At 37.1% G+C, this 20,786-nt stretch carries 18 protein-coding genes; 5 read left to right on the top strand and 13 right to left on the bottom strand.

The window, feature by feature from the left end:
- Window positions 1–7 precede the first annotated feature (7 nt).
- Both J3U74_RS00675 and J3U74_RS00670 read left to right on the top strand, forming a co-directional pair.
- A complete protein-coding gene (locus tag J3U74_RS00675) occupies window positions 8–1,411 on the top strand; it encodes a PTS fructose transporter subunit IIC (protein ID WP_220218032.1) in 1,404 nt (467 codons plus the stop codon).
- 66 nt (window positions 1,412–1,477) lie between these two features.
- Window positions 1,478–1,915, top strand: coding sequence for a PTS sugar transporter subunit IIA (locus J3U74_RS00670; RefSeq protein WP_267329926.1), 438 nt, complete (start codon window positions 1,478–1,480; stop codon window positions 1,913–1,915).
- Window positions 1,916–2,071: 156 nt separating this feature from the next.
- On the opposite strand, the gene ribD is transcribed toward J3U74_RS00670, so the two are convergent.
- The 13 genes from ribD to rpsU form a co-directional block, all read right to left on the bottom strand.
- Window positions 2,072–3,178 carry a bifunctional diaminohydroxyphosphoribosylaminopyrimidine deaminase/5-amino-6-(5-phosphoribosylamino)uracil reductase RibD gene (gene ribD, locus J3U74_RS00665; protein WP_267329925.1) on the bottom strand — a complete coding sequence of 369 codons (1,107 nt, stop codon included), beginning with the start codon at window positions 3,176–3,178 and terminating at the stop codon, window positions 2,072–2,074.
- A gap of 17 nt (window positions 3,179–3,195) precedes the next feature.
- Complete coding sequence (gene nrdR / locus J3U74_RS00660) at window positions 3,196–3,648, bottom strand: transcriptional regulator NrdR (RefSeq protein ID WP_220218035.1); 453 nt, start codon at window positions 3,646–3,648, stop codon at window positions 3,196–3,198.
- A gap of 162 nt (window positions 3,649–3,810) precedes the next feature.
- Window positions 3,811–5,100 carry a threonine synthase gene (gene thrC, locus J3U74_RS00655; RefSeq protein WP_267329924.1) on the bottom strand — a complete coding sequence of 430 codons (1,290 nt, stop codon included), beginning with the start codon at window positions 5,098–5,100 and terminating at the stop codon, window positions 3,811–3,813.
- Window positions 5,101–5,212: 112 nt separating this feature from the next.
- Window positions 5,213–6,151: a homoserine kinase gene (gene thrB / locus J3U74_RS00650; protein ID WP_220218037.1), complete on the bottom strand. Its 939-nt coding sequence runs from the start codon at window positions 6,149–6,151 to the stop codon at window positions 5,213–5,215.
- The gene (thrA, locus tag J3U74_RS00645) at window positions 6,152–8,608 is read right to left on the bottom strand and encodes a bifunctional aspartate kinase/homoserine dehydrogenase I (protein ID WP_220218038.1); all 2,457 of its coding nucleotides are present in this window, start codon (window positions 8,606–8,608) and stop codon (window positions 6,152–6,154) included. It lies immediately after the preceding gene.
- Between the two features lie 291 nt (window positions 8,609–8,899).
- Window positions 8,900–9,229, bottom strand: coding sequence for a hypothetical protein (locus J3U74_RS00640; RefSeq protein ID WP_220218039.1), 330 nt, complete (start codon window positions 9,227–9,229; stop codon window positions 8,900–8,902).
- Between the two features lie 146 nt (window positions 9,230–9,375).
- On the bottom strand, window positions 9,376–10,128 hold the full coding sequence (locus J3U74_RS00635; protein WP_220218040.1) for an SDR family NAD(P)-dependent oxidoreductase: 753 nt from the start codon (window positions 10,126–10,128) through the stop codon (window positions 9,376–9,378).
- Between the two features lie 178 nt (window positions 10,129–10,306).
- Window positions 10,307–10,759 carry a universal stress protein UspA gene (gene uspA / locus J3U74_RS00630; protein WP_220218041.1) on the bottom strand — a complete coding sequence of 151 codons (453 nt, stop codon included), beginning with the start codon at window positions 10,757–10,759 and terminating at the stop codon, window positions 10,307–10,309.
- Window positions 10,760–10,825: 66 nt separating this feature from the next.
- Entirely contained in the window at window positions 10,826–12,340 is a 1,515-nt protein-coding gene (pitA, locus tag J3U74_RS00625) for an inorganic phosphate transporter PitA (protein ID WP_220218042.1), read from the bottom strand.
- A 68-nt stretch (window positions 12,341–12,408) separates the two neighbouring features.
- Window positions 12,409–13,380, bottom strand: coding sequence for a bile acid:sodium symporter family protein (locus tag J3U74_RS00620; RefSeq protein WP_267329923.1), 972 nt, complete (start codon window positions 13,378–13,380; stop codon window positions 12,409–12,411).
- Window positions 13,381–13,444: 64 nt separating this feature from the next.
- Window positions 13,445–15,283: an RNA polymerase sigma factor RpoD gene (gene rpoD / locus J3U74_RS00615; RefSeq protein ID WP_267329922.1), complete on the bottom strand. Its 1,839-nt coding sequence runs from the start codon at window positions 15,281–15,283 to the stop codon at window positions 13,445–13,447.
- Window positions 15,284–15,366: 83 nt separating this feature from the next.
- A complete protein-coding gene (dnaG, locus tag J3U74_RS00610) occupies window positions 15,367–17,148 on the bottom strand; it encodes a DNA primase (RefSeq protein ID WP_220218045.1) in 1,782 nt (593 codons plus the stop codon).
- Between the two features lie 134 nt (window positions 17,149–17,282).
- Window positions 17,283–17,498 (bottom strand): 30S ribosomal protein S21, encoded by a 216-nt coding sequence (gene rpsU, locus J3U74_RS00605; protein ID WP_024495180.1) that lies wholly within the window; start codon window positions 17,496–17,498, stop codon window positions 17,283–17,285.
- Window positions 17,499–17,681: 183 nt separating this feature from the next.
- Here rpsU and hemB point away from each other — a divergent pair, with 183 nt between their 5' ends.
- The 3 genes from hemB to J3U74_RS00590 all read left to right on the top strand — a co-directional run bounded on the left by hemB (window position 17,682) and on the right by J3U74_RS00590 (window position 20,767).
- Window positions 17,682–18,692 (top strand): porphobilinogen synthase, encoded by a 1,011-nt coding sequence (gene hemB, locus J3U74_RS00600; protein ID WP_267329921.1) that lies wholly within the window; start codon window positions 17,682–17,684, stop codon window positions 18,690–18,692.
- 306 nt (window positions 18,693–18,998) lie between these two features.
- Window positions 18,999–19,769, top strand: a complete 771-nt coding sequence (locus J3U74_RS00595) for a hypothetical protein (protein WP_220218047.1) — start codon at window positions 18,999–19,001, stop codon at window positions 19,767–19,769.
- A gap of 101 nt (window positions 19,770–19,870) precedes the next feature.
- Window positions 19,871–20,767: a hypothetical protein gene (locus tag J3U74_RS00590; protein ID WP_220218048.1), complete on the top strand. Its 897-nt coding sequence runs from the start codon at window positions 19,871–19,873 to the stop codon at window positions 20,765–20,767.
- The last annotated feature ends 19 nt before the right edge of the window (window positions 20,768–20,786 follow it).

The following is a 20,786-nucleotide window of genomic DNA, read 5'->3' as shown; positions in this document are numbered from 1 at the left end:
GATGACGATGAAAAAAATATTAGCCGTAACAGGTTGCCCTACCGGTATTGCACATACCTATATGGCAGAAGAAGCACTCAAATCAGCGGCGCAAAAAGCCGGGGTTGAGATTAAAGTTGAAACAAACGGTGCTGGCGGTATCGATAATCTTATTACCGATGCTGATATTGCCGACGCAATTGGTGTTATTATTGCCGCAGATAAAGATGTCAATGCGGATCGTTTTAATGGATTACCCGTAATTGAAGTACCCGTTAAAGACGGCATTCACAAAGCAGCAGCATTAATTGAACAAATTTCCTCCGGCAATGTATCAATACGTAATGCAGATAAAGCAAGTATCAAACAATCTAATTCTGCCAATCAAAGCGAAGTAAAAGAGTCTATTGGTCGCCAGATTTATAAACATTTAATGAGTGGCGTATCAAACATGTTGCCATTTGTTGTCGCAGGTGGTGTGCTGATTGCAATATCTTTTTTATGGGGTATTTATTCCGCTAACCCAGAAAATGAACAATATAATGAATTTGCCGCATTACTAATGAAAATCGGTGGGCAAGCATTTGGTATTATGGTGCCTATTTTTACCGGTTTCTTAGCTTATTCAATTAGTGGTAGACCGGGAATGGTTGCCGGTTTTGTTGGTGGTTTAATTGCCAATATCACTGGAGCGGGATTCTTAGGTGGAATTATTGCCGGCTTCGCAGCAGGTTATTTAATGCTAGCTGTCAAAAAATTATTAGATGGCCTACCTCGTTCATTTGAAGGCTTAAAATCTATTTTTATAATGCCACTTATTGGTGTATTTGTGATTGGTAGCGGTATGTTTTTACTCGGTGAACCGATTGCCAGTATTAATAATGCCATGAAATCTTTCCTTGAATCATTACAATCTGCGAACCCTATTTTGTTAGGTGTTGTAATTGGTGCGATGTGTTCATTCGACTTTGGTGGACCAGTAAATAAAGCGGCCTATGTGACAGGCACAATGTTACTTGGTGAAGGTAATTTTTATTTTATGGCAGGCGTTTCAGCTGCTTGTATTGCACCACCATTTGTTATTGCATTTTCAACCACAATATTTCGTGCTAAAGCCTTTAACGAAGAAGAAAGAGCAGCCGGTATTGTCAATTACGTTTTAGGATCGACTCACATTACTGAAGGTGCGATTCCATTTGCCGCTAAAGACCCGTTACGAGTTATCCCTATTATGATGTTATCTTCAGCTATTGCATCGGTATTAACTTTTATCTGTCAAATTCAAGTGCCGGCTCCGCATGGAGGTTTTTTAGTCTTACCACTAGTCAATAAACCACTATTATGGGTAGGCTGTATTTTTGTTGGTGCATTAGTCGGCGCAATTTTATTAGGCTTATTACGTATTCATGAAAAAAGAAAGAGCAATGAATAAATTCGCTAGGTAATCAATTCGATATGCTGATTTTATCGGTATATCGACTCAAACAAGGAAGGAAATATGAGTAATTTAAAATTAACCCCCGAAGATATCGCCATTATTGAAGGTGCATACAGCAAACAACAAGCAATTGAATTGGTGTCTAACAATATGATTCAAGCCGGATTCGTGGCGCAAGATTATACTCAAGCAATGCTTGACCGTGATTCACAAATCTCAACTTTTTTAGGAAATGGTATTGCTATCCCTCATGGGACAACAGAAAAGCGTGATAGTGTGCTAAAAACAGGATTGAAAGTTATCTACTTTCCGCAAGGTATCAATTGGGATGAGGACAATAATACTGCATACGTTGTGATTGGAATTGCCGCTAAAGCAAATGAGCATTTAGATATATTACGTCAATTAACCCGAGCTGTGATTGCTGAAGATACGCTTGAAAGAATCAAACGGGTTAAAACACCTGATGATTTATTAGCCATTATTCAAGGTAACTAATAGCCAATAATCCCATGAGCATAATTATTCATACTCATGGGATTTTTTAGTCACATTTCAAATCGCTTATATTTTTTAGTAACCGTTAAAGAAAATATTAAGCTTAAAAATGCCAATCGATACTAGGTTATTTGTTAACTCTCTTAAAGAAGACCGTTATTTTCTTTTCAACATAACACGCAAATCTTCACCAATCATTGCCACTGATTCAAATTGGAAATTTGGCGCCATAGATAACTGGTGTAAATTAGGTAATATACACATATCTTGTGCATGATGACCTAATAGTTTCGGTGCATAATAGATAATAAGTTCATCAACTAGATCTTGCTCTATTAAGGTTCCAGCTAAATGAGCACCCGCTTCAACCCAAACGGAATTAATTTGATTGTCAGCCAATTGCTTGAATAATTGGGTTAAATCAATATGATTATGGTTTGAGGATTCAATGATTAACTGAGTATTTGGTTGATTAATGGCAATATCTTGTTTGCGGGCAACCCATGTCTCGCCTGGCTGCTGAAAAATATTTTCATCGCCAGTTAGTTGGTTTTGACTATCGATAATAACGCGAATGGGTTGTCTGATGTTTTCCGGCTGATAGATCTGTTTAATATCGTTAGGCAAATCGGCATAGCGTACAGTGAGGCTAGCATTATCGGCTTGCACTGTTGCACGGGTGCTTAAAATACAACTCGCTTGCGCTCTAAATTGCTGTACATCTTGCCTTGCAGCTATCGATGTTATCCATTGACTTTCACCGGAAGCCATTGCGATCTTACCGTCTAAAGATGCGGCAAGTTTGAGTTGTACATAAGGTCGACCTGTTCGCATTCGTTTTAAAAAGCCTTTATTAAGCGCTTCGGCTTGTTCGGTCAAAACACCTAATGTTACCAAAATTCCCGCATCAACCAACCGTTTTATGCCTTGACCGGCAACGGTTGGATTAGGATCTTGCATCGCAATAACAACACGAGCCACCCCAGCTTTAATAAGAGCATCAGCACATGGTGGAGTTCGTCCATAATGGCTACAGGGTTCTAACGTGACATAAACAGTTGCACCTTGCGCCGCTTTGCCCGCCATTTTAAGTGCATACACTTCGGCGTGTGGCTGCCCTGCTTTAAAGTGGTAGCCTTTACCAATAATCTGATCGTGTTTAACGATAACGCAACCGACATTTGGATTAGGTGTCGTTGTAAAGCGCCCGAGCTTAGCAAGTTCGATAGCTTGCTGCATGTAATGCTGATCTTTATCGCTCATAAGTGTCATATTGCAGTTTATTTCTGTTGTAACTTGGCAATTTCATTACTAAATTGTTCAATATCATCAAAGCTAAAGTAGACAGAAGCAAAACGGATATAAGCCACTTTATCAAGACTTTTTAGCTCTTCAATCACATAATCACCGATCAATTTAGCTGGAATTTCACGTTCGCCAGTTGCACGCAGTTTTGATTTTATACGGGTTATTGCATCTTCAATTGCATCAAAACTTACCGGGCGTTTTTCTAATGCTCGTTTGATACCATTACGTAATTTATCTTCATCAAATGGCTCACGAACTTTATTGCTTTTGATGACATTAGGCATAATTAATTCAGCTACTTCAAATGTGGTAAAACGTTCATTACATACCACACATTGCCGACGACGACGCACCTGAAATCCTTCACCGACCAGGCGTGAATCAATCACCTTGGTATCATCTGCATTACAAAACGGACAGTACATAATAATATCCTTATAATGACATAATTGGCATTACAATAGCTGAAAATATAGATTTAAACAAGATTTCAGTTATCTAATGCACATCACATTAGTTTATTCAACGTTTGTTTGAATGGTGATAATAAAAAAACGCCGCTAAATTAGCGGCGATCTCAGAGTAATCTACCAATCTAACTTAATTAGAAAATCGCGTAATTTGGTAAAATCATCGGACATATAATGCGAAAGTAATGGCATATCAGCACGCTCAGCAAGTTCTTTCGGTAGTGGTATTGATTGCCCCAAAATCTCTTCCACAACCTCTTTAAATTTAGCTGGGTGAGCTGTACCTAAAAATAAACCATATTCACCTTCTTGCAGCTGGTCACGAAGTACACGATAAGCAATGGCGCCATGTGGCTCAGAGAGATAACCTTTTTGGGCTAATTCACGGACACTTTGTTTGGAAACCTCATCGGAAACGGCAGCGTGTCCTAATGATTTTAACACCCAGTTTTCTCTTTTGTAGATTTCTTCAATCCGAGGCCAATTGTTTGGTTGGCTCACATCCATAGCGTTAGACAAAGTTGCCACAGTAGCATGAGGTTCCCATTTACCCGTGTCTAAATAGCGTGGAACAGTATCATTAGCATTGGTGGCAGCAATAAAACGTTTAACTGGTAATCCCATGGTTTTCGCCAGTAAGCCTGCGGTTAAGTCGCCAAAATTACCACTTGGCACCGAAATAACTAACTGCTCACGCTGTTTTGGCGTTAACTGAGCATACGCTTCAAAATAATAACAAATTTGCGCTAATAATCGACTGATATTGATAGAGTTAGCTGAGTTTAACCCTATAGCTGATTTTAATGCTTCATCATCGAACGCTTGTTTAACTAATGATTGGCAAGCATCAAAATCGCTTTGAATTGCGATTGTATGAATATTATCACCGAGGGTACAAAATAGTTTCTCTTGAAGTGGGCTGATTTTACCTTCAGGGTATAAAATAACGACCCGAATATTTGGTAAATGATAAAATGCATGGGCAACTGCCGCACCGGTATCGCCAGAAGTGGCGGTTAAAATAGTGATTTTTTTATCGGCAGCTACTTGAACTAAGGCTTGAGCCATAAAACGCCCACCAAAATCTTTAAATGCTAAGGTAGGACCATGGTAGAGTTCCAACGTTCCGATATCTTCTTCAACTGATTTGACTGGTGCAGGAAACTCAAAGGCATTTTTGACTAATCGTTGCATATCTTCATGACTAATTTCATCGCCAATAAAAGCAGATAAAATTTTGGCACTTCGAGTAACAAAATCAAGTTTTAACAGAGACTCAATTTCATTAGCTGAGAATTTAGGTAATTGCTCAGGGAAAAACAGACCTTGATTTTTTCCTAGCCCTTGCTCAACCGCTTGGGCAAAACTAACTTGCTGACTGTGATCTTTTAAGTTATACAATTTCATAATATGTTCCGATTATCTTTATACTTTAATTGTGGGTTGTTTGGGATTTCAACTTCACCAAAAACCATTGGAATCTTTTAATTTCACTAATATTTTGTTTTCTTAATCAAGCTTAAATAACTCTTGCACCTTGCGTATCGATTTTACAAATATGTGTAAAACCTTCATCATTTTGCAAATAGTCGCTTTTCAGTAATGATTCTACTTGCTCAGCTGTATCAAGATTATCCGTAATGACAAACATGGTTGGTCCTGAGCCGGAAATACCCGAAGCAAGTGCGCCAAGTTGTTTCACCCGTTTTTGTGTTTCATCAAAGTTTGGTAATAATTGTTTACGGTAAGGCTCGGCAATGTTATCCACTAACATCGCGGCGGCCAATTTTGGTTGCTGAGTATAACAGGCATGTAAAAAACCACCGACATAACGACCATGCGCAACACAATCTGCTTTTTGATACTGAGCAGGTAATATGGCTCGTGCTTCTGCTGTCGATACTTTAATGCCGGGATAAGCCATTACCCAATACCAATTTTCAAAATGTGGAATGGTTTGGCTAATGATGCCCATTTCATCAAGGATAAATTGCATGCCACCTAAGTAACAAGGCGCAACATTATCATAATGCACACTACCGGATATCCGTCCTTCAAGTTCCCCCATCATTGAAAGCATTTCAAACTCATTAAAAGGTTTATCGAAAAACGTATTTAAAGCAACAAATGCCCCGACAACAGAACAAGCACTCGACCCCAATCCAGAACCAATTGGCATATTTTTTTCAAGCGTGATGCTCACCGGCAACGTTTTCCCCATTGCTTTACAAAAACGCTGCCAACATTGATAAACAATATTGTATTTAGGATCACGAGGCAGTTTTTTTACAAATTGCCCTTTGCTAATCAAATTAAATTCATTAGCCGATTCAACCGTTATACAATCCCCAAGCATTGCCCCACTAATCGGATTAATGGCAGCACCTAAAATATCAAAACCAACACTAATATTAGCCATTGATGCAGGTGCGTAGACAGTTATAGATTTATGGCTCATTTATCCTCCAATTTTACCTGATGTTGTACGTAAAATATCCGCAAAAACACCTGCTGCGGTAACATCATTGCCAGCACCATAGCCACGTAAAACCAGTGGAATTGGTTGATAGTATCTTGTATAAAATGCCAATGCATTTTCGCCATTTTTGACTTTATAAAGAGGATCTTCACTATCCACCGCTTCAATCTTAACGCTACATTGATTACCATCAATACTGCCGACATAACGTAATACTTTCCCCTCTTTGGCTGCCTGCTCAGATTTTGCTTTAAACTGAGCATCGAGCTGAGGTAATTTTGCCATAAATTCATCAATGCTACCTTGCGCATACTCTGCAGGTAAAACAGACTCGACATTGATTTGATCAAGTTCTAACTGTAATCCTGCTTCTCGCGCTAGAATTAACAATTTTCTTGCCACATCGGTGCCCGATAAATCATCACGTGGATCAGGCTCTGTAAAACCTTTTTCCTTAGCTAATTTGGTAGCTTCAGACAATGACATCCCTTCGTCAAGCTTACCGAAAATAAACGATAATGACCCAGATAAGATGCCTGAGAACTTAATCAATTCATCACCAGCGTTAAGTAAATTTTGTAGATTTTCAATAACCGGTAAACCAGCACCTACATTGGTATCATATTGGAACTTACGCTTACTTTTTGCCGCTTCTTGACGTAAGCGTAAATAGTAAGCCATGGAGCTGGTATTAGCTTTTTTATTAGGGGTGACAACATGAAAACCGTTTGCTAAAAAATCAGCATACTTATCGGAAACTTCATTACTGGAAGTACAATCAACTAATATAGGATTCAGTAATCGATTATTTTTCGCAAACTCTATAATACTGTCTAATGTATAAGGTATTTGACTCTGTTTTATCTGCTCACGCCAATTGGTCAAATCAATACCATCACGATTAAGTACGCTATGTTTAGAGTTAAATAAACCACAAACACGCAGATCGACCTGTTTGTTTTTGAGCCATTGTTGTTGGCGACCAATTTGATCAACTAAGGCACCGCCAACACCACCAACACCCACCACAAAAACATCTAACATTTTATCGGTGCCAAATAACATTTGATGAGTGACCCGAACGCCCATTACCGCCACATCATTATCGACAACAACTGAAATAGAACGCTCAGAAGAACCCTGCGCTATAGCAACGATATTAATGTTTGCTCGAGCTAATGCGGTAAAGAAATTAGCCGACAGACCACGCAACGTGCGCATTCCGTCACCCACGACGGAGATGATAGCTAGTTTATCAATCACCTCAATTGGCTCAAGTAAACCGTCTTTAAGCTCTAAATAAAATTCATCACTTAATGCTTCTTCCGCTCGATATAGCTCAGTTTGTGGAATGCAAAAACTGATGCTATATTCGGATGATGATTGGGTAATAAGTACAACAGAAATACCCGCATAGGACATGGCTGAAAAAACACGGGCTGACATGCCAACCATACCTTTTAATCCCGGTCCGGATACATTAATCATTGCCATATTGTTGAGATTAGTTATACCTTTTACCGGTGTTGTTGAATCAACAACATTTGCCCCAATTAATGTACCGGGTGCATCAGGATTGTTGGTATTTTTAATTAAACAAGGAATTTGGAACTGAGCTATCGGTAAGATTGTTCTTGGATGAAGCACCTTAGCACCAAAATAAGAAAGCTCCATTGCTTCTTGATAAGACATTGTTTTTAATAATTTAGCATCGGGCACAATACGAGGATCACAAGTGTAAACGCCATCAACATCTGTCCAAATTTCGCAGCAACTTGCCCTTAAACATGCAGCCAACACGGAGGCTGAATAGTCTGAACCATTACGACCAAGCACGACTAATTCACCTTTGTCATTACCCGCTGTAAAACCAGCCATTAAGATAATGTTTTCAGGTGGAATATGCATTTCACTAATTCGATGTGATGACTCAACAATATCGACAGTCGATTCAAGGTAATCGCCTTGAGCAATTAACATTGTAACAGGATTGATGACCGTTACGGCATGACCTTTTGCTATTAGTAACTGTTGCATAATAGCAATAGAAAGTTTTTCACCACGACAAATGATTGAAGCATTAATACTGTCAGGGCACTGACCTAATAGCCCAATCCCCTCTAGCAACTGTTTAAGGTTATTAAGCTCATTGAGTGCAAACCGTTTCATTTCGTCATAGGCAAAATTAGGTACTGCTTTTGAGATACCTTCTAATAGATCGGCAAAAATTTTCTCTGCATCATAAATGTTAGTTTCAACATCCTGCCCTGCGACCGTTTTTTCGACCATTGCAACCAAATGGTTGGTAATTTTAGCGGGTGCCGATAAAACAGTTGCTGTCTGCTCTTGCTTTGCATTATTTTCAATAATCTCTGCAACACGCAAAAAACGTTCTGCGTTAGCGACAGATGTACCTCCAAATTTTAAAACTTTCATATCACACCTTTACTTATTATCCTAATTTATGCCAGTTCTTATTCAAAATATTAGTTTGTAACTTTTAAGATTTTGAACCTATTTTGTATATAAAGTAAAAAACCCGCCTTTTTTGGCGGGTTTTTCAATATTTTTAAGGAAAAATCAACCCGCCCTATATTTAATAATAGTGCCTGTGGTGCCAATCATGCTAATAATGGTCATGATAATGTTCATTATTTTTCCTTGAATAAAATTCTATATTAAACTTAAAACAAAACAGCCCGACATTTTCATGTCAGGCTGTATTAATTAAAAAACTTTTTTGCTGTTTTCGTACTCATTGACTACCTTGTTTAAAGCTTGGTAGATACTTTGAGCATCTTGTTTCTTTAATGCTTCATCAAGAATATTGAGATACGATAACATCAATTTTTGATTATCTTCGGCAAACTGTGGCGAAACTTCCTGATCTTCATATAACATGACATAAGTGCGAGCAAAGCCAAAGATCAAAAAATAGACCGATGCATTTTTTGGATCTTCTTGAATTAAAGTTCGCATAGCTTTACGCAGTTTTACATAACTGTCTGTACCTGGCAAACTTGTCGCAAATGTATTTGTTACTTCAGTAAATGTCATTACCCATAAACCTCAATCAAAATTACAAGAAGAAAGAATATCAATCCATTAGCATAAGTGCAAGTCTATTTTGTTGACAAAATCCATTTTTTTACAATTTAACAGCATCGAGATCCATAATCTCAATGCCAATGCTGGTTTGACTATTACAGTGATTTACTCACCGCTAACCCTGCCGAAGCTTGTGCAACAGGCATAATTTCAATGGAATTAACATTAAAATGTGCAGGTGTGTTAACCAACCATGACACCGTATTGGCAATATCTTCCGGCGTGATGTAATCAACACCTTCATAGACAGCTGCGGCTTGTTCATTGTTACCATGGAAACGGACATTAGAAAACTCAGTGCCACCACATAACCCCGGCTCAATATTTGTCACTCTGACTTTTTTTCCCAAAAGGTCAGTACGTAAATTTGCACTAAATTGTTTAACAAATGCTTTGGTAGCGCCGTAAACATTACCGCCTTTATAAGCGTATGTTCCGGCTACCGATCCAAGATTAATGATATAGCCAAAATTACGCTCAACCATACCCGGTAAAATTTGATGGGTTAAATGAACTAAACCAATAATATTGGTTTCAATCATGGTTTCCCAATCATCATAATTAGCTTGATCAGCTGTTTCTAATCCTAAGGCTAACCCTGCATTATTAATCAGGATATCAACTGGCTGAAACTCTTTAGGCAATTGTAATAATATTGTCTCAACCGAATCTTTCTTTGTGACATCTAAAGATAATCCAAAAAAATTGGTACCTAACTCTGTTGCCAGCTTTTGCAATTTATCTATACGCCGAGCAGCACCGACAACTTTATAACCGTCAGCAATAAGCTTACGACAGATTGCTTGACCAAACCCTGAAGATGCACCGGTAACTAAAGCGATATTCATACTCAATCTCCTTGTATATTAAGAATTATCTGAGTATTTTTTAGAATACTTTACAGGTTAACTAGAAAATTATTCTTTAAATTATACTCAAACGTATAGTATTTCTGAAAGTTCTTGACAAAAATATTATCTTTTTAATAAAAAAACCCGCTTATAAAGCGGGTTGATGTTTAACATTTCATTTTGCTGGCTCTTGCGCTGGCTCATCATCTTTTAATGGCACGATTAATGTGTCGATGTGAGTATTATTGATGAGTTGGCGAGCAGAAGACATTAATTTGCTCCAAAAATCTTGGTGATGACCACAAACAACTAAATCAACCCCATATTCATGGATAGCTTCAATTAATACTTGACCAAATTCACCATTTCCGGAGAGGGTATGTGCAATTGGATAACCTGCTTCATCAGCCAATTTATTTAAAGCAATGTGCGCATCTTCAGTAATACGATCTTTCATATCATTCATATTGATATCAACTAAACCGGTGTAAAGATCTGAATAATTAATACCAACGTGAATCAATGAGATTTGAGCATTATATGGTCGGGCCATAGAAACTGCTTTTTCGACAAGCACTTCACTTTCTGGTGATAAATCAACTGCGACTAATATATGTTTATAAGCCATGATACTTTACTCCTTCCTATTTTTAACTTCCTAGTTAAATTGATAATCAGTACTCTATTTTTACTACTAAATCAATTTTTGAGCAAGCCAAAAAAGTGACCCAGATAACAAAATTGATATTGGAAGTGTTAAAACCCATGTCAGCGCAATATTTTTTATTGTCTTACTTTGTACACCGCCGCCGTCAACAATCATAGTACCGGCTACTGAAGATGAAAGCACTTGAGTTGTCGAAACCGGCATACCGGTATAACTTGCAATCCCAATTGATAAAGCAGTGGTAATTTGTGCTGAGACGCCTTGTGCATAAGTCATGCCTTTTTTACCAATTTTCTCACCTATGGTAATAGCAACACGTCGCCAACCAATCATGGTACCAACAGCCAGCGCTGATGCGACAGCAATAATGATCCAAATTGGCGCATATTCAACAGTTTTAAGTAAATCATTGTTTAATGATTTTAAGTATTGCTTATCTTGTGAAGACACATTAGGTTGTTTAGCCACATGTGATACCGTATCAGATAAACATAGTAAAATGCGTCTGGTTTGTGAACGTTGGTCTACTGTTAGCGTTTCATAATCATTGAGTTTATTAAATAAGTTATTAGCAATACCTAAGGTGGTAAAAGAGCGAGAATAATCGCAATGATATTTATTTAAATCAGTTTCAGGAATAGTTGTATCAACAGCAGTTTGTGAACCAATCACTGAATTAAGCTCTTGGTTATGCGTGACAAAATACTCTTCAATATTATGGATAGCATTACGAGTATTGGTAATGTCATAAGTAGAAGCCTGCATATTAACAATAAAGCCGGCCGGCGCAATACCCATTAATACCAGCATTAATAAACCAATCCCTTTTTGTCCGTCATTAGCGCCATGAGAAAAACTCACTCCCGCCGCCGAAATAATTAGCATAATACGGATCCAAAATGGCGGTTTCTTTTTACCATAAAGCTTTTCACGCTGTTCAGGCGTCATGAAAATACGTTCTCTTTTTTTGCGGCTCTTTTTACTTTGACCTTTGCGAGTCCAATATTTTCTCAGTAAAAAGATCATCAACCCGGCAATCACAAGCCCAACAACAGGGGAAATAATCAATGATAAAAAGATTGAAATCATTTTAGGTATATTAAGTGCATCAATGATCGATGTATCTGTAATAAAAGCATTAGCCAGTGCCACACCGATAATCGATCCAATTAAGGTATGTGAACTTGATGCAGGAATACCTACATACCAAGTGCCTAAATTCCAAATGATTGCGGCAAATAAGATGGAAAATACCATCGCAAGCCCGTGCGCTGAGCTTACGTTAAGTAAAAGATCTGTCGGTAAAAGGTGAACAATAGCATAAGCGACACTCAGCCCGCCGAGCAATACGCCAAAAAAGTTAAACATACCTGCCATAAAAACGGCAAGTTGTTCTTTCAATGCCCTTGTATATATTACTGTTGCCACAGCATTAGCTGTGTCATGGAAACCATTAATTGCCTCATAAAAAAGAACAAAAAATAGTGCCAAAACTAATAATACAATGGTTGTAAATTCTAAATCAGCAAATAGATGAAACATAATATATCTTTCTGTTGTTAATAGCCCAGCTATTATCCTTGAGAATCAAGCAATGAGCAAAACAATTTTTACATTTTTCGCTTTGCATAACGTGCAGCCAGTACAGCACAGATCATGAGTTGTACTTGATGAAAAATCATTAAAGGCAAAATCATAATGCCCATTATCGACATTGGGAAGATAACACTTGCCATTGGAATGCCACTAGCAAGGCTTTTTTTCGAACCACAAAACACAATGGTAATCTCATCTTCTTTATTAAAACCTAATAGTCGCGACCCATATGTGGTCGCCAACAATACAATGGTTAATAAGACGATAGAATAAAAGATAATCTCTATAAGTGATAGCAAACTAATTTTAGACCAAATCCCGTTAGCAACCGCATCACTAAAGGCAACATAAACAACTAACAAAATGGATAAGCGATCTGTTTTAGCAATCACTGTTTTATATTTATCGACCCATTTACCAATAAATCGCCGTGAGAGATGACCGAGTACAAATGGTAACATCAGTTTGAGCATAATTGATGAGATAGCATCAAGCAAATTCATTGATCCTGCCGCTTGAGTATGCATAAGTAAACCCACTAATACAGGCGTTATAAATACCCCTAATAAAGTAGATGCTGATGCACTACAAATTGCAGCCGCAACATTACCTTTGGCTATGGATGTAAAGGCGATTGCTGATTGAACAGTGGCGGGTAAAACACAAAGATAGACAAATCCAAGATAGAGTTCATAAGGTAAGAAAGTAGGGACTAAAAATTGCATTAGTACGCCTAAAATAGGGAAAAGAATAAAAGTCGTAGCAAAGATGAATAGATGCAGTCGCCAATTTTTAATCCCGACAACGATGGCCTGAAATGATAACTTAGCGCCATGCATAAAAAATAATAAGCCAATAGCAAACGTTGTTAAGTATTCAAAAACAACTTTAGTTTGCCCTTCACAAGGAAATACACTGGCAGTCAGCACCACACAAATTAAAATTAATAGAAACGGATCGATTTTAAAACGTTGTAGTAGGTTCATGGCTTCTAGCGTGATAAGTTAAAAAAAATCGCCACAAAAGTGGCGATAGATAAGATAGTAAGATTTACTCTAAGAAACTGCGAAGCACATCAGAACGGCTTGGATGACGTAATTTACGTAATGCCTTAGCCTCGATTTGACGGATACGTTCACGTGTAACATCAAACTGTTTACCGACCTCTTCAAGTGTATGGTCAGTATTCATATCGATACCAAAACGCATACGTAGTACCTTCGCTTCCCTCGGTGTTAATCCTGATAAGATATCACGAGTTGCGCTTCGTAAACTCTCTGATGTCGCTGCATCTAATGGTTGCTCAAGCGCTGTATCTTCAATAAAGTCACCTAAGTGTGAATCTTCATCATCACCGACCGGCGTTTCCATGGAAATTGGCTCTTTGGCAATTTTCAGCACTTTACGTATTTTCTCTTCTGGCATCTGCATGCGCTCAGACAACTCTTCTGGAGTTGGCTCACGCCCAATCTCTTGTAACATTTGACGAGAGATTCGGTTTAGCTTATTGATTGTTTCAATCATATGCACCGGAATACGAATCGTTCTGGCTTGGTCAGCAATAGAACGAGTAATGGCTTGCCTGATCCACCATGTAGCATAAGTTGAGAATTTATAACCACGACGGTATTCAAATTTATCAACAGCTTTCATCAAACCGATATTACCTTCTTGAATAAGATCTAAGAATTGTAATCCTCGATTGGTGTATTTTTTCGCAATAGAGATAACCAAACGTAAATTCGCTTCAACCATCTCTTTTTTAGCTCGACGAGCTTTTGCTTCACCAATAGACATACGTCGGTTGATATCTTTAATCTGTTCTATAGATAAATTAGTTTCCGTTTCAATTTGCTGCAAACAATTAATTTCAGCTTCAATAGGCTCTTCAAACTCTTTTAAATTTGCGGCAAAAGCACCCTTAGCCGTTAAGGCTTTTTTAAACCAGCTCATGTTATTTTCATTGCCGGTAAAATGGGTCATAAACTGTTTTTTCGGCATCTTGCACTGCTCAACGCAGATCTTCATAATCACACGCTCATGTGCTCTTACGCGATCCATCATGCTGCGCATATTATTTACAAGAATATCGAATTGTTTACCCACTAAACGAAATTGTTTAAAGATTTCGGATAGATTTTCAATCTCTTGTTGTGCTTTTTTATGTGCACGTCCATATTTTTTGATAGCGGCTGAAGTTTTATCGTGCTGTTCTTTTAATTCAGCAAACTTAGCTCTGGCAACTTCCGGATCGATAGAGACATCGTCATCAGCAGAATCACTGTCTTCCTCTTCGTTTTCATCGTCGCTATCATCAATTTCGATCTCTTCTTCGTTATCATCTAACTCTTCCGGCAACTCTTCTGCTGATTCTTCAGCATTCGGATCAACAAAGCCAGTAATAAGATCAGACAGACGTACTTCACCACTTTCAATTAAATTATATTGTTCTAAAAGATAAGTAATCGCTTCTGGATATTCTGAAACAGAGGTTTGAACTTGGTTAATCCCATCTTCAATACGTTTTGCGATGTCAATTTCGCCTTCACGGGTTAAAAGTTCAACCGCCCCCATTTCGCGCATGTACATACGCACAGGATCGGTAGTTCGACCTATTTCTGATTCAACATTAGAAAGTACCAATGCTGTCGCTGCTTCAACAGCTTCTTCATCAGGAACATTATCTGAAAGTAATAACTCATCAGAATCAGGGGCTTCTTCAAGAACTTGAATCCCCATATCATTGATCATTTGGATAATATCTTCAATCTGATCTGAATCAATAATTTCTTCTGGCAAGTGATCGTTGACATCAGCATAGGTCAGGTATCCCAGTTCCTTACCTCGAATGATCAGAAGTTTTAACTGTGATTGAGAATTTTGCTCCATAAAAGGTATCCACATTTAGTTATTCGGTAATGTATAATATATATGTAAGACAAAATGATATTGTCTCCATATACCCTATATATTTAGTCTTTTTTTGATAAAACAAGTATTAGTGTCGCTAATTCTTTTTTCTCTGCGGTACTTAAGCCGGAGACTCTCTCTTTTGCGATCAGTTCATCTTGCCTTTGGGCGAGTATATTATCATATAACTCTTTTAAAGTATGAGAAAATATTGTGCTTATTTCATCATCTTGATAATGGTGTTCCCAGCTTGCTAGACGATTAAGTTGCTTATAAAACGGTCTATCAATACATTGCGTTAATATCTGGGCTGTAGTTATATTTGGGTAATGTTGGCATAATTCAAGTAATTCAATAAAAATATCAATCCCCGCTAACTTGGCTTGACGCATAATATTGATATCCGAGACTTGTTTAGCAAGGTTTGGATACTGTATTAACAAACCAATTAAAATACGCATAATTGTTAATTTCATTTGAATTGAAGGCTTAACTTCAGCCGTCTTATCTTCACTTTTTTGACGATTATCACGAATTAATTGTTCAATTTGCGCAACATCAAGTAAGCCTAAATAACGCCCCAGTTGTTGAAGTAAATTCAACCTGAAAGCTTTCGCTTTTACTTGCTCAAGCATTGGTATAGCAAGTGCACTCAATTTTGCTTTGCCTTCAGAGCTACTTAAATCAACTTGTTTTAATAATTCATCAAATAAAAATTGAGATAAGTTAGGCGCTGATTGTAAATGCGATTCAAAACCTTGTTTGCCCACTTTACGTACAAAACTATCCGGATCTTCATCCTGTGGCAAAAAAACAAATGTAATTTGTTTACCGTCAATCAAGCAAGGCAGTAACACATTAAGCGCACGCCAAGCTGCACTACGACCCGCTTTATCACCGTCATAACAAAATATGACAGAATCAGTTGCCCTAAATAGTAACTTGATGTGTTGTTCTGATGTTGATGTTCCTAATGCTGCCACAGCATAATCAATGCCATATTGCGCTAGCGAAACAACATCCATATACCCCTCAACCACCATGAGTTTATCGGGGTTACGATTAATCTCTTGTGCTTCATAAAGCCCATATAATTGGAATCCTTTATGAAAGATTGGGGTTTCTGGCGAATTGATATATTTAGCCGAATCATTGATTATCGTGCGCCCACCAAAAGCAATCACATTGCCTTGCCTGTCTCGAATAGGAAACATAATTCGACCACGAAAACGATCATATTGATTACCACCGTCACTGGTCACTAACATGCCAGCTTGATCATAAAGATGAGTTTCCGCTTTCGTTTTTGCCACACTTTGGAAAGTTGAACGCCATTCGTTAGGTGCGTAACCTATTTTGTACCGAGCAATAATTTCACTGTTAAGCCCTCGCTGTAAAAGATACTGTTGCGCATCTTTTGACGTGGTTAATGTTAATTGCTGCTGGTAAAAATTGGTGATTTTTGCCATTAGTGTATAAAGGTCACGGCGAACATTACGCGATTCAATCTGTTTTGAATTATCAAGTTGGCTGTTATCGCTATCAGTATAAGGAACTTGTATCCCTTGCATGCTAGCGATTTCTTCAATTGCTTCGGGGAAAGATAAACGGTCGTACTGCATAAGAAAATTCACTACCGAACCGGATGCACCACATCCAAAACAATAGTAAATTTGTTTTTTTTCATTTAGTGAAAAAGAGGCGGTTTTTTCATCATGAAAAGGACAACAACCAAAGTAGTTATTTCCTTTCTTTTTCATTTTAACGCGTTTACTGATCACATCAAGAATACTTGTGCGAGCAATTAAATCTAAAATAAAATCATTAGGAATACGACCTTTCATGATAAAATTCAACCAATATTGGTATTACCCAAAGACAACAAGCCGTATCGAAATGTACGGCTTGTTAAAATCTCTTTATATTAAAAATAGATAAAATTGATAGTTAGTATCAATTAAAATTTTCAGTATAAATCTTAGTATAGACGAGTGCGACGAGCGTTTTCTCTTTCTAATTTTTTAGCATGGCGTTTAACAGCTGCTGCTTTTGCGCGTTTACGAATAGTTGTTGGTTTTTCGTAAAATTCACGGTTACGAACTTCAGCTAAAATCCCTGCTTTCTCGCAAGAACGTTTGAAACGACGTAATGCTACATCGAAAGGTTCATTTTCACGTACTTTAATTACTGGCATGTGCCTCTCACCTCAAATTTGTTTAATATCACAAAGGACTAAAAATTAGTGCGCAATTTTACCTCTAATCGATATATGTTGTAAAGTAAAATATCGAATAATTACCACAGAGCAAATTAATTTGCTAATCTACAAGCTCAGTCAGATAATAAACGATAGTTATTCAAAATAAATAGGTGTTTTATGTCATTATTTTTTACCGGTCAATACCCTCAACGCCGCTTACGTCGCAATCGAGCACATGATTTTAGCCGCCGTCTAGTTGCTCAAAATCATTTAACAGTTAATGATTTAATTTATCCTGTCTTTATTGTTGAAGGTAAAAACATAACTCAATCTGTTTCATCAATGCCTAATGTGAATCGCATGAGTATCGATGTATTATTAAAAGAAGCAGAAGAAGTGGTTAAATTAGGCATACCTGTTTTAGCGTTATTTCCGGCTATCGATGCATCAAAAAAATCATTATTGGCACAAGAAGCTTATAACGAAAATGGCTTAGTTCCCCGAGCAATTAGCGCCCTAAAAAAAGCCTTTCCCCAACTAGGCATTTTATCCGATGTTGCGCTCGATCCTTATACTACACATGGGCAAGATGGCATTATTGACGATCAAGGCTATGTTCTAAACGATATTTCAGTCGAAACGTTGATTAAGCAAGCCTTAGTTCAAGCGCAAGCTGGCGTCGATATTATTGCACCTAGCGATATGATGGATGGTCGCATCGGCGCTATACGTAATGCGCTTGAATCGCATGGATTTGTGAATACCCAAATTATGGCATATTCAGCCAAATATGCATCAAGCTTTTATGGCCCTTTCCGTGACGCAGTCGGATCGGCATCGAATATAAAAGGTGGCAATAAAAAAACTTACCAACTCGATCCCGCTAACAGTGATGAAGCACTACAAGAAATTTATCAAGACTTGAGCGAAGGAGCGGATATGGTAATGGTTAAACCAGGACTGCCTTATCTTGATATTGTCACGAAAGTTAAACAAACTTTTGCCGTACCTACCTTTGCTTATCAAGTATCCGGTGAATACGCTATGCTCAAAGCTGCCATTGAAAATGGTTGGCTAGATGAAAAATCGACTATCATGGAATCGTTACTATGCTTTAAACGAGCGGGCGCTGATGGCGTGCTAACCTATTTTGCCAAACAAGCTGCCCAGTGGTTACAAAACCCATAATATCATCAAGTTATAAACTAAAATCGACTGGCTAAAACCCTGTCGATTTTTTACATAAATTAACTAAATTTGTCTAAAAAATGTTTATTATTTATGATTAAATTTTAGACTAATGATTATTAACATTATCCATTCAACATTTTTAAATAAATAACCCACCAATAGCAGCCCTAAAATTCAAATTAGTTAATGACCTAAATTTAATAACGATCTGGCAGTTCTAAATGTAAAAAAGTTTCAGTAAAACTATATGTTTGTGTAAAAATCTGATAATATTTACAAAGTTAAGCGATTTGGGAGTAGAAAATGATATATGAACTTGTTCCAATTGAATTGCATGATGAACTGAATAAATTTCGTCATGATTTAGAAAAAATGGCTTCACAACATATAGAAGTTTGTCCTTTTTGCCAACAAAATGAATTCTATCTGATTCGTTCAAAACCAACAAATACCTATCGTTGCAAAGCTTGTGACAAATATTTCAATGTAGCATCTAACACCTCTTTTAATCGATTATCACCATTTGATTGGTTAGAAACGATATTTACTAGCCGTATAGCGAATAAAAGTTACCAAACTATTGCAAAAAAATTAGGCTGTACGTTAGAAAAAGTCATGCGGCGAGATCAAGCTATTGTTGATCATTTGAAGTCTTACTATCCATTACTAAACAAATGGTATACCGGTGCAAAACAATTAAAAATCACCCCGACACTTACCAAACAACATCAAACACTGATTGAAAAAGTCACGTCTTTATTAAATGAACAATCGCCAGTTTGTTTATATTGTAGTTCAACAGAAACAACCAAAGTTGGTAAACGCACTTGTTATCGTTGTAAGCGTTGCCGACGTAGCTTTAACATTTTAAGTGACACAATTCTTAATCGTCTTCCTAAGTCTGAACTATGGATTGAATTTATTAATTTGCTTGTTTCCGGAAAAAATAATATGCAAATCCAAACTGAATTAGGTTTTAATGGTAATACAGTAAATCATTGGCGAAACGCATGGTGTGAAATGATGAAACGTTGGAACTTAGAAGATTTGGCAAATTGGTGTCAATGCCATTAATAAATGCCATTAATAGAAGTAACATAATAGTGAACTAGGTAAAAAATCTACGTTTAATCACATTCATTTTCTTACAATAACATGAAATAGAAGCCTAAATTATGAATAAATCATTATTTTATTTATCAATATGTTCATTAAGCTTTTTATTAGTATTAACAGGATGTGATGAAGAACAGTCATCCCAGATAGCATCTTCATCTCAAACAAACAACAACCAAAATAATAATTTAAATGTTGATAGCCTAAGTTCAGACACGTTTGATGAAGAGGTTCAATCCCTGTCATACTTACCTGTTACTATAATCAATAGTTATCTTTTCCATAATGAACCGGAATTACTACCAAATCATAAATTAATTAAACAACAAAAAATTGAAGGAGCATCAGATAAGCTCATCAATTATAATGAACAAGGTTATGTTGCTAATTATGATTTAGAAGGTTTTTATGGCGAACTCGATTATAAGAACGCTAAATATTTTTACGGAACAAAAGAAAACCGCAATGATTATAAAATCACATTTGATGCCAGCAAAAATATACTCGGTATGAAAAATAGCAAAGGCGATATTGTTGCAAGAAATGAATTTGATGAAGATGGTCGTTTGGTTGAAATGACACTATCGCATTTTGCAGAAAATAATGTCATTTTTAATAGTAAAATTGTTTATGACCAATATGATCGCGTTGAGCTAGTTTTATACAGCGCATATGTGCCAGTTGATAATAAAGTCAATTTCCCAATTTTGCTACAAGAGAAAACTTTAGTTTATAGTAATATTAATCAGTTAGAAAAATCGATTACAAAAACATTTAAACTTTCATCAAGTGGTGAAATTATTGTAAACGATAAAAATGAACAAGAAGTTGAAATCAATGAAACTTGTTCATATTCTGATTATACCGTCTATAGCGACTGGACTAAGGCCGTTTGTGTAACAACCGGTGATGAATCAAAAACAACAAATTTAATCCGAACTATCGACTATCAGTAAACAAATACGGCCATTAACT

It is taken from the genome of Gilliamella sp. B3892 (assembly GCF_026536305.1).
GTDB lineage: Bacteria > Pseudomonadota > Gammaproteobacteria > Enterobacterales > Orbaceae > Gilliamella.
The sequence above is the reverse complement of the archived record's forward strand: the minus strand, read 5'-3'. Positions and strand labels throughout refer to the sequence as shown.